The organism is Streptococcus mitis (assembly GCF_009496285.1).
Lineage (GTDB): Bacteria > Bacillota > Bacilli > Lactobacillales > Streptococcaceae > Streptococcus > Streptococcus mitis_BP.
Genome location: NZ_WIJK01000010.1, coordinates 1 through 12361 on the forward strand (window position 1 = coordinate 1; position 12361 = coordinate 12361).

Consider the following 12361-nt stretch of genomic DNA (forward strand, 5'->3'; position numbering starts at 1 on the left):
CTAGTTCCTTAGTCTTGTTTTGAATAGCCTCTGCCAAACTTGCCATGGCCTTATCATAGTCAATCTTAGACTCTTCTGGTTTGCTTGGTTCTTCTGGTTTTGGATCCTCTTTTGGAGTCGCTTGAAGCTGATTAATACCAGCTAGAGCATTTTCCAAAGCCTTATCTACTGCATCCTGAGTTTTGGCTGCTTCGATCGCTGCGATGGCTTGTTCTGATAACTCGACTAGTTTCTTCTTAGCTTCTTTATCATTGCCTAGTTCCTTAGTCTTGTTTTGAATAGCCTCTGCCAAACTTGCCATGGCCTTATCATAGTCAATCTTAGACTCTTCTGGTTTGCTTGGTTCTTCTGGTTTTGGATCCTCTTTTGGAGTCGCTTGAAGTTGATTAATACCAGCTAGAGCATTTTCCAAAGCCTTATCTACTGCATCCTGAGTCTTAGCTTCCTGGATAGCAGTAAGAGCTTGTTCGGCCAACTCAACTAATTTCTTCTTAGCTTCCTTATCATCGCCAAGTTCTTTAGTCTTTCTTTCAATCGCTTCTGCCAGACTTGCCATAGCCTTGTCGTAGTTTGGCTCCTCTGGCTGGTCTGGTGTCGGTGTGTCATCTGAACCGTAGTTGTCTTCCTTATCAAGGATAGCTTGTAAGGTTGTGGCTGTCAGCATCAACTCTTGCGCATTGACAGTGCTTGCTGAAAGTTGTTCTGATAATTTGTCCAAGTTTGACTTGAAGGCTTGACGCGCCTCTGGAGTGTTCTTCAAGCTTGTTTGGTCAAATTTAGCCAATTCATCCTTCCAGTTCTTCATAGCTTGAACTAATTCTTCTTTGGTATAAAGAGCGCTATCTTCACCACGAGTGATGAACTGATCAACTTGGATACCAATATTTCTAGACGTATCATTTCGTTTTGGATCCAATTGCAAGGTTACAGCATGCCAACCTTCTTCGAGTCCTGTCAAACGAACGAGAGTCTGATCGCCTTGACGTGTAGCTGCTGTACCACTGAAGTACTTCTTGCCATTGACATCAGTGGCATTTCCTTGACCATCTTGATACTCAAGTTCTTTACCATCCAGAGTTACCTTGTAGATACCATGTCCAGGATCAACAAAACCTTTGATTTCAAGACCTGTACCGTAGAAGTAGGCTGTTACGCTAGCATTTTTCTTTTGCTCTTCAGTCAAACGACCAAATGATGCCCAAGACTCAGTGTTTTGGTATTTGCCAGAAGAATTGGTTTCATGGTGCCAACCTGGGCTATAGTCAAGTTGACTGGCCTGATCATCGTGACTTACTTGACCTTTTTGAAGCAATTCAGCCTTCATTACTCGAACAGTTGCTTCAGTTGCAAATCCAAGCAAGGCATCGTCTGAAGCGCTAGTCATTTTCACTTTGAAGTCAAAGATAGAGTCAGCTTGCTCAGTAAAGTCAATTGTCGGAATTGTCAAAGTCTTTTCTGTTTCGCCATCTTGGAAGGTTAGGTCAGCTGTTGTGTCCTTATACACTTTACCATGAACCCCTGTCCCTGGTTCAGTCACGACATGGACTGTTGCAGCTCCTTTGCTACCACCAACACGTTTAATGGTTACAGTAACTGGTTGGCCTTTTTGAACTTCATAGGTAGTTTCTTTCAACTCAAACATACCTTTACCAGCATTATTGAGCGTGTAAATACCTTCAGTTGCAATAGCTTTGCCAGTTTTGTTGACGAGTTTGATGGTGTGTTCACCTGGAGCCAAGTCATCTGTTTCATAAACCATCTGGCTACGTTTACGAGCCGCATTATTAGTTTGTACGTCTGCAACCTTTTGACCATCCACATAAACTGACATTTCACCGTGATTTGGATCAACTGTAGATACGACATAAGCCTTAGTTCCATTAAAACGGTAGGTTACGCTAGCATCTTTTTGATTGGTCCACATGGATGTTCCACGAACGCCTTCGGATTCGTCATACCAGGTTGTATTTGCTTTATCAGCTGTTGTATTTGAATGGTAATCCAAGCCTAGAGGATAACCATCTGTTTTTTCGATACTACTTGGTGTCTTATAAACAGAGAAGTTTGTCAAAATAGGAGTCGCTTGCGCACCAGTAATAGTCACACGAATCTTTTGGGCTTCTACAGGTTGACCTTGGACAAGACGACGATAACCAACAGTCGAACCTTCTCCATATGGAACCCAGCGGCCATTAAGCTCAACTTCAACCTTAAATCCTGAGATGCGTTGACCTTTAGCAATATCTTCTTTGAGTTCGACTACGTCAAAGCGTCTCTTTTGACCGAGATCGACAGTGAATTCACCTGTCTTAGCATCGTTTGCTGGTGCCCAGCTGGTATCGTCCTTACCATCTGTTAAATGGCTTGCTTGATACAAGTGATTCTTACGAGTAGAGCTTGCAGTTACAGTTGCTCCCTTGGCAAAGTCTGTCGCATACATTTGGTCCAAGGTTGCTCGGAATTCTTTCAAGCGCGCCACATCTGCATCTGCGAATTTACCTTCTTTATTTGGTGGAATATTGAGGAGAAGTGGCGTTCCACGACCAACAGATTTGAAGTAGATATCCATCAAATCTTTGATTGATTTTGGTTGTTGATTGTCATGGTAGAACCAACCTGAACGAATAGAAACGTCTGCTTCACCGACAGAGTACATATCTCCTTCTGGGTCTCCATGATTGAGATATTCATTCTTCACATCGTCAGTGATTTTAGCTTTCTTGACTTTATGCCAAACTGGATCTCCAGCGATACCACGTTCATTACCGATCCAACGGACACTTGTCGGTTGTGCAGAGAAAATAGCGATATCTCCTTCAGCTTCCTTGATGTACTTGAACCACTCGTCAAAGGTGTAGGTTACTTTTTGAGCTCCGCTACCACGCGCACCATCCATCCATACTTCGATAAATTTACCATTGTTTCCGTATTTAGGATTGCCAAGGATTTCCTTGAGTTGGTTGAGATAGTATTCATTGTACTCTTTCTCAGTTGCAACATGATATTTAGGATGGTTGGCATCCCATGGTGATAGGTAAACACCCATATTCATGTCATACTTAGTCGCTGATTTAGAGATTTCTTCGAGAAGGTCTCCCTTACCATCTTTCCATGGACTAGCAGCAACCGTGTGGTCTGTGTATTTAGATGGATAAATCACAAAACCGTCGTGGTGTTTTACAACCATGATTGTTCGTTTGAATCCGGCATCCTTCAAAGTCTTAATCCACTGGTCTGTATCAAGGTTAGTTGGGTTAAAGTTTTGAGGATTTTCTCTACCGTTCCCCCACTCAGAGTTGGTATAAGTATTCATACCATAGTGGATGAAGGCGGCCAATTCTTCCTTGTGGTAGTCCAATTGAGCCTTACTTGGCAGCGGTCCATAGTTTCCAATTTCTGTTTCTTCATCTTTTGGATCCACTACTGGAGTGACTGGTGTTACTGGTTTTGGATCTTCAATTTTTTCGTATTCAAAAATAACTTGGTTCGCTCCTTTGTGTTGGATGGTAGCTTCTTGACTTGCATTTACTGCACGGTAGCCCGTGATTTCTTTAGCTTGGAATCTGTGAACAAAGGAAACTTCATATTCTTTCCCTTCGTTGTTGTCAACAGTTGCAGGTGCCAATTCTTGATCTGTACCTTTCAAGCGGTAACGAACGTCGAAGGAACCTTTATTGACCTTATAAACAACCTTGATGACGCGTGTTCCTGCAGGAGCCTTGCTCACAACGCTATAATCATCTCCCCAAGCATCTTTTAGTTGCTTGTTGACAGCTTTGCCGTCAATCGATACAATCTCATATTTGTCTTTATTCTTCTTGAAGAAGTCAGTCTTTTCAATTTCTGTTTTATAGTTATAGTCGAACTGAGTTCCAACTTCTGTCTTTTCAACAAAAGTATCGTTTTCTTTGACTGGATTATCATTTTGGTCTAGGTGTTCGACAACAACTCGTCCATAATCAACACCTTCAAGAAGAGTCGCTACACCACTTTCATCGAAGGAATATTTGTTTTCACCGATAACAGCTGTCTTATTTCGAAGCATTTCTCCCTCTGGAGTGAAGTAATAACGATTGCCGTTATCGCCTTGATACCAGCCTTTAACACCGTATTTGTCAATGATTTCTTTGACCCATGCCAATTGTTCTGGTGAGAGGACAAGACCTCCACCGAAACGGTCTTTTTCAGGAATGTTCGCATTATCAACTGTACCCCGTTGGTGAATACCGATAACTTTACCATCACCGTTGAGGATACCTCCACCTGAAAGACCTGATACAGAAGTCAAACGATAAGTAACACCAACTGTTCCCTTATCATCATACTTTTCAGTACCTTTAACAACACCATCAGCCTTATACAATTGACCAGGTACGATTGGTTCCTTCAATTCTGGAGAAGTTGAATCTGTAGGATAGCCAATTGTGCTCACAGGTTCTCCAGCTTTGTATTCCCGATGCTCTGCTAACGGAGTAAAGGTTGCTGCCTTATTTGGGCTGGCAATTGAAAGTGGAACTGGGGCTACAACCAAGGCTAGGTCATTCTTATAGCCTTCACCGAATTTTTCTTTATTCCAGAAATGAATATCCTTTTCCTTGAACAAAACAGTATTTCCTGAGCTTGGTAAAGAATTATTCTTAGCAGTATTTGAACCTACATTGTAATAGAACTTAGCCGTGTCACCACCACGGATAGAGCCAGCATTAGTATCCGCATCCTTGACCAAGAAGTTGTGGGCCACTGTCAAGATGACATTTGGAGCAACAAAGATACCTGAGCCTGAGTTAAGGTATCGCTGACTACCGCCATTGGCCAAAGGTGAGCTAAAGATTGAATAAACCATAGTAGCAGATGTTGCCGGTTGACCTTCATAATTGATATGCTTAAGGTCTTGTCCGCCATTGATAATAGCTCTATTTTCTTTTTCGCCTTCAGATGGAGCTGCTTCTGTAGGTTTCAAAATGCTCTTAGTCTCTACTTGTGGGCTATCTTTTTCTGATACAATAGCTGCAGTATCCACTTTTTTCACTGGTGTATCAGGATAAGCACGATCAGGGATTTCTTCAGGGAGTAAATCGCCAGCCACTTCAGCAGTTTTTCCTTCCTCTGCTACTTTCTCGATAGCAGGTTCTGTTTTTTCAGTTACTTCTTCTTTAACTACTTCTTCTTTTTTATGACCTACATCTGCTACTTCTTTTGCTTGACTATCTACTTCAAGTTTTGGTTCTGTCACAAGTTCACTAGCCGCAACATTACCAGATGCAAAAAAAGCAAGACCGACTGCTACAGAAGCAACACCAACAGTCAGTTTACGAATACTAAATATTCGACCTTTTTCTAAAAAATATTGTTTCATCAAATACTCCTAATCTTCTAGAGCAGTCAGCTACTGCCCGAGCCCAGTGTTATCTGGCGACAATTTTTGTTTGATTTCCTAGCTTAAAATTCTGCTCCTAAGCTATTTATTTTTGGGCAAGCCCTTATGAGGAAATCGCTTACATTTCTTGAAAATAAAATAAGGCTCAAACTAGCAAAAATTTTACCTAGAGTTTCTGCAGTATAATAAATATACTATATTATCCTGAAAAATGCAAGGGCTTCCAAAGTTTTAACTGGATTTTTACTAAATACTTTTGCCACTATTTACCACTAAAAAATCCTAAATTGGCAAGGCCAACTTAGGATTGTTTTGTTTTGAAGTGATAGTAAGCTCCAAGCATACCCGCAGTATTTTGATGACGCGCAAACTCTAATCTTGTTTTTTCCGCTAAACTTGGAACAAGCGCATCTTTCAGAGCTGTACGAATTTTCGGTTTCAAAATCGCTTCCTGCCCCATAATACCACCACCTAGTATAACAACCTCTGGATTGGCAACATAACAGATGTTAGCAAGACCTTTTCCAAGATAGTCTACCATACGGTCAATTCCCTCCATACAGAGTTTATTGCCTTCTGTAGCTTCTTTGAAAATTCTACGACCATTCCAATGTTCTACTTCTTCACCATGAGCCTTAGCTACATACTCAACCAAGGCAGTTGTAGAAGCTAAATCTTGGAAAGCCCCATCTTGCATATGCATATAGCCAACTTCACAGGCAGAATTACTAAATCCATGGAAAATCTGGCCGTCAATGATTAAGCAACCGCCGATACCTGTTCCGATGGTCAAACATAGCGTTATTCCTGCACCTTTTCCAGATCCAGAAACCGCTTCTGCTAGCCCTGCACAGTTGACATCATTTTCAATTTCACAAGGAACTTGGAAACTTTTTTCAATTTCTTTTTTAAATTGGGTTCCAGCATAGTTTGGGATCTGTGGACCAGCATAGAAAATCTCACCCTTATCAGGATCAACCATTCCCGCTGAGGAAATTGCCACACCTGCTACTGGACCTTTTTCTAGATAGCTAGCTACGATATCTTTTGTTTTCTGTAAGATATGTGGACCGCCCTTATGAGCCTCAGTCGCTACTTCGTGAGACTCAACAAGTTGTCCATCTTGGTCAATCAAACCATATTTGATATTAGTTCCACCAATATCAATTGCAACGTAATTAGTCATAAAGCCTCCTATTGATTAGAGGAAACGCTCCTTAGTTTCACGAATCAATTGAGCAGCTGCTTCTACAACTGGACGATCTTCTTCGGTCACTGGTGTAAGTGGAGAACGAACTGATCCGATATTAAGTCCTTCATTGATTTTCAAGACTTCTTTGATAACGCCGTACATATTTCCATGTGCAGCAGTCAATTTACCAATGATAGCGTTGATTGCATATTGCAATTCACGCGCTGTTTCTAGGTCTTTGTCTGCAATCAATTGATTGAGTTTCAAGAAGAGTTCTGGCATAGCACCATAAGTACCACCGATACCAGCTTTTGCACCCATGAGACGTCCACCGAGGAATTGTTCATCTGGACCGTTAAAGACGATATGATCATCACCACCAAGACTAACAAAAGTTTGGATATCTTGAACTGGCATTGAAGAATTTTTAACACCGATGACACGTGGGTTTTTCAACATTTCTGTGTAAAGACTTGGAGTCAAAGCAACACCTGCCAATTGAGGAATATTGTAGATAACATAGTCTGTGTTTGGTGCTGCTGCACTGATGTCGTTCCAGTATTTGGCTACTGAGTATTCAGGCAAACGGAAGTAAATTGGTGGGATTGTTGCAATAGCATCTACTCCCAAGCTTTCTGCATGACGAGCAAGTTCGATACTGTCTTTAGTATTGTTGCAAGCCACGTGAGCAATGATAGTCAACTTGCCTTTAGCAACTGCCATCACTTCTTCCAAGATCAACTTGCGGTCTTCTACGCTTTGGTAAATACATTCACCTGAAGAACCGTTGACATAAAGTCCTTGAACACCTTTATCAATGAAGTATTGCACCAAAGCACGAGTACGTTCTGGGCTTACTTCTCCCTCATCATCATAACATGCGTAGAAGGCAGGAATAACACCTTCGTATTTTTTTAAATCTGACATAGATTTCTCCTAAGATTTCTTATTTTCTGCTCTGAGCAGATGATTTTTTACTATTTTAGTATACACCTTGTGAAAAGCGCTTTCAATACATCCAAGCCACTTAGATTTTAATTTCTATACATCTCCCGTAGCTTTTCTTGTTTGAAAGTAGTTTCATATCATTTTCAATCTGCTTGATATTTGGCAAACAATTTTTCCATTAATCCAGTCTGGCAAAAGGCAAGAAGACCAAAGCCAAAGAGTAGAAATGCTGATCCACCGAGCACTAGAGTAAAGCCTGATAGATAGAGAAGCATAATGATTAATAAAATAATCGCAAGCATCAAGAAGAACCACACGAAGTTAAAGCTAACTAAGAGCAAGCCCTTTTGGAGTACTTCTTTCCAAGTCAGCTCATAACGTGCTGCAATAGGATAGCTAGCTAACATAACTAGGGTTAAAAATATCAGAATTCCCAAGCAAATGGCCTTAATGAGCTGGAAGCCTAGGCCTGTTTGCCCCCAGAATAGAGACAAGTCAACTACACTAATTAGAAAAATTCCTAGTTCCAACAAACCTAACTGGAGTCCTAATTTCAAATTTTGCTTAAAGGCTCTTATATAAGTTTTAAAAACAGGGACACGACGACTACTCTTAACTTCGAAGATTGTCTGATAGAGACTAATTTTTGCTACTCCGATTGTCACAATAGGCAAACAAGACACAACAAAGAGTAGGTTAACCGTCACGATATCTAAAACCTTCTCACAAAATCGCATCAGAAAGTTATCCGTATCAAATGCCGCTTTTATCAATCCAGATCCTTTATGTGCCATTGTTTGCTCCTCCTAACTGACTAATCGATTAAAATTTTAAATAAGTATTTGCGAACTTTATCTTCCATACCTGCATAGCCATTAGGCTGATGAGGTTCACCTGGGAAAAAGACTGCAAAATTGTGATAACCCAATAAAAGTGGGTATTGTTCATGACAATGAACAAAGCCGATATCGCTAGCTTCGTCAAAGGCTACAGCCTCATCTTTTACACGAGAACCGTAACTAGAATACTCATGTCCTTCAACCAACAAATGCAAATCTGCATAGTTTTTATGATGCTCAAAGCGATCATTTTCTTCTTTATTGAGAATATTTTCTTGTACAACTAGGAAGACTTTATCCCCATCAATCTCGTATTTGCCTAATTCAAAGCTATCCTTACGATGCTCATAGAGATAATCGATGGCCTTATCGAGATTTGGATGAATTCCTTTGTAAAAGCTAATGTTTTTTAAATCATCAAAAATCATAGTAATTTCCTTTACCTGATTGTTACCTTCAGACCTAAGATGTCTAGCCAGTAAGTTTATAAGTGTCTAACAAAATTTCGTGAAGCAAGCAACTCCTCTCAATTTTGTAGACACTTATATATCCTGTATTCTCTTAGTCTATCAACTATACTTCTGCATACTGATAAACAGTTTGTACTATATTCAATTTTCGCAGAGTACTATCCTTTGACAGCTCCCATAGTAATCCCTTGAGTGAAGGATTTTTGGAAGACAAGGAAGACTGTTACGATTGGCACAGCTGCAAGGGCAGCCCCTGCCATGATCAAACCGTAGTTTGTTGCCATCTCAGCCTGCATAGTCGCAACCCCGAGTGAGATGGTCAAGTTTTGACGTGAAGTCAACATTACCAATTGCATGAAGTAGTCATTCCAAGTATTGATGAAGGTAAAGATTGCGAGAGCTGCAAATCCTGGTTTCACAATAGGGAAAGCTACGCTCCAGAAGGTACGAATCTCACCACATCCATCGATTTTAGCAGACTCGAGCAATTCTGTAGGAATGTTTTCACTAAATTGCTTCATAAGGAAGACCCCAAATGGCCATCCAATCAAAGGCAAGATAACTGCCCAAAGAGTGTCATGGATTCCCATGAAGTTGACGATACGTACCAATGGTACAAGGACAACTTGTTTTGGAAGAGCCATGGCAGCGATAAAGATTGCAAAGAGAATGCGTTGACCATAGAAACGTTTCTTAGCCAAAACATAACCTGCTAGTGAAGAGGTTGCACAAACCAAGAACATAGTTACTAAAGAAATGAACACTGAGTTCCACATCCATTGCAAGGCTGGGTTTTGCACCATCAATTGTTGGAAGTTCTCCATTGTTGGAGCTTTAGGGAACCATTGTGGTGGAATCATAATGGTATCTGGTTGTGATTTGAATGCACCTGTCAAGATCCAGTAGAATGGGAAGATAAACAGTACAGTCAACAAGAGCAAAATGATTGTTGAAATAACAGTAAAGGCTGTTAATGGTTTCTTTTGTTGTGTAGGTTGCATAGCTGTCTCCTTTCCTTAGTATTCTACATCGTTTCCGAGGATCTTGAATTGAGCGAAGCTGACAAGGGCAATCATAACTGCCAAGAATACACCAATTGTATTGGCATAGCCATATTCAGTCAATTGGAAGGCTTTTTCGTAGAGGTAGTACATAAGTGTACTTGTTGAGTAGTTTGGACCACCAGATGTCAACAACTGAATCAAGGCGAAACATTGGAATGAGTTGATGGTTGTAATGATTGCGATATAAAGTGTTGTTGGAAGAAGGCTTGGCCATTTAATCTTCCAGAATACTTGGAACTCAGTCGCACCGTCAACACGAGCTGCTTCTACAAGTGAGTTATCAATATTACCCATTGCAGCGATGTAGAGAATGATTGGTTGACCAACTGATGTTGTCAAAAGGATAATCATAATCGCCATCAAAGCCCAGTTTTTATCTCCCAACCAAGAAATGTTTTGGCTGATGATATGGCTTGACTTAAGCACGAAGTTCAAAATACCTGATAGTGGATCGTAGATCCATTTCCATACTACTGTTACGGCAACACTACCTGTTACTACAGGAAGGAAGAAGACGAAACGGTAGAAAGATCTAGCGATGGCATTTTGTTGGTAAGTTTGTGATGCTACAAAGAGCGAGAAGAGTACAACGACTGGTACAGACCCGATAACCAAGATTACGGTATTAATCAAAGATTTTGTAAACACAGGGTCTTTAAACATACGAATGTAGTTGTCCAAGCCCACAAACTCAAAGCTAGTCATCGAATAGTTGAAGAAACTTGTGATGAAGCCCATGATCATTGGAGCTAAAACGAAGACGGTAAAGAAGATTAATACTGGTGCTAGGAATGCGTAGGAAATAATAGTTTCCCGCATGCGAATTTTATTGATTTTCACAGTTGGCACCTCACTTTCACATAGTTTTGTTTTTTTGACTGTTATCTGACCCTGATCTAAAATCAAAATGAAATTTTTCTAAGATTCGTCAATGTAAAAACTTCATTTTAATTTTGACCTGTCAGTTGCTTCTATTTCAAACAAAAGTCCCCCTTTTCATACACAGATATGCTCAGGGAAAAGGGGGGAACTCAGTTTTTATTTAGGGCTTATTATTTAGCTGCTTTTTTGATTGTTTCATTCGCTTTTTCAGTGAATGCTTTCAATGCTGCAGCAGGTTGTTCGTCACCATTTGATACAGCTTGCAACATTGGGAACCAAAGTGTTCTCATTTCAGCAAATCCGTCGATTGTGTTGTAATATGGTGAGTAGTATTGAGTCCAACCACTGATTGTTTCCATACGTTTGTCATCGTAAAGTTTTCCAAATGAAGTACGAACTGGGAATGCTCCTGTACGAACTACGTCTTTAGGACCCCACTCTTTATCATCAGCGATAAATTGGATAAATTTCTTAGCTGCAGCAACTTTCTTTTCATCTTTGTTGTTAAATACTGCAAATCCGTTTACAAGGTATTCAAGAGCTGGTTTGCCAGAATCAGATGGGAATGGAACTTCAACCACTTCAACTTTACTTGCTTCCAAAAGTTTAGCTTGGATACCGTTTTGAGCTGGTGCCCAAAGGATTGTGTAAGAAGTTTGACCGTTTGCAAAGTTTTGGATGTCTGCTCCACCGTCAAATTGTGAACCGTTATTCAACAAACCATCTTTGATCCAGCTAGCTGCTTTTTCAAGACCTTTAACGAATTTAGGATCGTCAGTTGTGTATTTAGTTACTTCTTTATCAGTTACAGAACCGCCGTAAAGGTTAGAGATGAAGGCACGTGTTCCTTGGTCTCCCCCTTGACCAGAACTGAACAATGAACCTGGAGTGTATCCTTTATCTTTAAGTGCTTTCAAGACTTTTTCAAAATCATCAGTTGTCCAACCTTCTTTAACAAGGTTAGCTACACCAGCATCTTCCAACATTTTCTTGTTCATAGCCATGTAGAATGGTGCAGAACTGATTGGATACATGTATGCTTTGTCACCAGCTTTACTTGCTTGTACGATGTTTTCGTTGTTAACATCTTTCACAAATTCATCTGTAAAGAGGTCATTCAACTCAGCCAATTTACCATTTTTACCGTAATTGATGATACGACCTGGTGCATCGAAAAGTACATCTGGAGCTGTACCAGCTTCGATAGCTGTTGTGATTTTTTCTGGTCCAGATTTGAAGTCGATTGTTTCTAATTTAACTTTGATATCTGGATTTGCTTTTTCGAAAGCTTCGATGATAGATTTTTCATAAGTTCCAACACCGTCACCAGATTTTTCTTGAGTAAATACCGGGAATGCCCACCAAGTAATTTCTGTTGTTGCTGCTGCATCGCCTGATTTGGCAGCATCTTTGTTAGCGTCTGATTTGCCACAAGCAGCAAGTGATAGAACCGCAGCACCCGCAAGTACTGTACAAGCTAGTTTTCTAAATTTCATTTGTATTCTCCTAATTGATAAGCGTATCCATATTGGATAATGAGCAATGTCGACTTTGTATACGTTTTCATTTTTTCCTACTAATCAACCACT

General features: G+C 40.4%; 8 protein-coding genes. All 8 read right to left on the reverse strand.

Annotation, left to right across the window (positions count from 1 at the left end; genetic code table 11):
• Nucleotides 1-5356 (reverse strand): alpha-L-fucosidase (locus GEZ89_RS04490; RefSeq protein WP_153225113.1); only part of this gene is annotated, 5356 nt, incomplete at its 3' end.
• Nucleotides 5357-5678: 322 nt separating this feature from the next.
• A complete protein-coding gene (locus GEZ89_RS04495; RefSeq protein ID WP_153225114.1) occupies nucleotides 5679-6563 on the reverse strand; it encodes an ROK family protein in 885 nt (294 codons plus the stop codon).
• 15 nt (nucleotides 6564-6578) lie between these two features.
• On the reverse strand, nucleotides 6579-7496 hold the full coding sequence (locus tag GEZ89_RS04500; RefSeq protein WP_153225115.1) for a dihydrodipicolinate synthase family protein: 918 nt from the start codon (nucleotides 7494-7496) through the stop codon (nucleotides 6579-6581).
• Between the two features lie 164 nt (nucleotides 7497-7660).
• Nucleotides 7661-8311, reverse strand: a complete 651-nt coding sequence (locus GEZ89_RS04505) for a YesL family protein (protein WP_153225116.1) — start codon at nucleotides 8309-8311, stop codon at nucleotides 7661-7663.
• Nucleotides 8312-8331: 20 nt separating this feature from the next.
• Complete coding sequence (locus GEZ89_RS04510) at nucleotides 8332-8784, reverse strand: YhcH/YjgK/YiaL family protein (RefSeq protein WP_016466212.1); 453 nt, start codon at nucleotides 8782-8784, stop codon at nucleotides 8332-8334.
• Nucleotides 8785-8984: 200 nt separating this feature from the next.
• Nucleotides 8985-9827: a carbohydrate ABC transporter permease gene (locus GEZ89_RS04515; protein WP_001183246.1), complete on the reverse strand. Its 843-nt coding sequence runs from the start codon at nucleotides 9825-9827 to the stop codon at nucleotides 8985-8987.
• Nucleotides 9828-9842: 15 nt separating this feature from the next.
• Nucleotides 9843-10709: a carbohydrate ABC transporter permease gene (locus GEZ89_RS04520; protein ID WP_075227343.1), complete on the reverse strand. Its 867-nt coding sequence runs from the start codon at nucleotides 10707-10709 to the stop codon at nucleotides 9843-9845.
• A 233-nt stretch (nucleotides 10710-10942) separates the two neighbouring features.
• Entirely contained in the window at nucleotides 10943-12268 is a 1326-nt protein-coding gene (locus GEZ89_RS04525) for an ABC transporter substrate-binding protein (RefSeq protein WP_153225117.1), read from the reverse strand.
• Between the last annotated feature and the right edge of the window lie 93 nt (nucleotides 12269-12361).

Excerpts from the sequence above, each read along its gene's own strand:
- GEZ89_RS04515 (WP_001183246.1), bottom strand. The coding sequence starts at position 9,827 with ATGCAACCTACACAACAAAAGAAACCATTAACAGCCTTTACTGTTATT.
- GEZ89_RS04525 (WP_153225117.1), bottom strand. The coding sequence starts at position 12,268 with ATGAAATTTAGAAAACTAGCTTGTACAGTACTTGCGGGTGCTGCGGTT.
- GEZ89_RS04505 (WP_153225116.1), bottom strand. The coding sequence starts at position 8,311 with ATGGCACATAAAGGATCTGGATTGATAAAAGCGGCATTTGATACGGAT.
- GEZ89_RS04510 (WP_016466212.1), bottom strand. The coding sequence starts at position 8,784 with ATGATTTTTGATGATTTAAAAAACATTAGCTTTTACAAAGGAATTCAT.
- GEZ89_RS04500 (WP_153225115.1), bottom strand. The coding sequence starts at position 7,496 with ATGTCAGATTTAAAAAAATACGAAGGTGTTATTCCTGCCTTCTACGCA.
- GEZ89_RS04520 (WP_075227343.1), bottom strand. The coding sequence starts at position 10,709 with ATGCGGGAAACTATTATTTCCTACGCATTCCTAGCACCAGTATTAATC.
- GEZ89_RS04495 (WP_153225114.1), bottom strand. The coding sequence starts at position 6,563 with ATGACTAATTACGTTGCAATTGATATTGGTGGAACTAATATCAAATAT.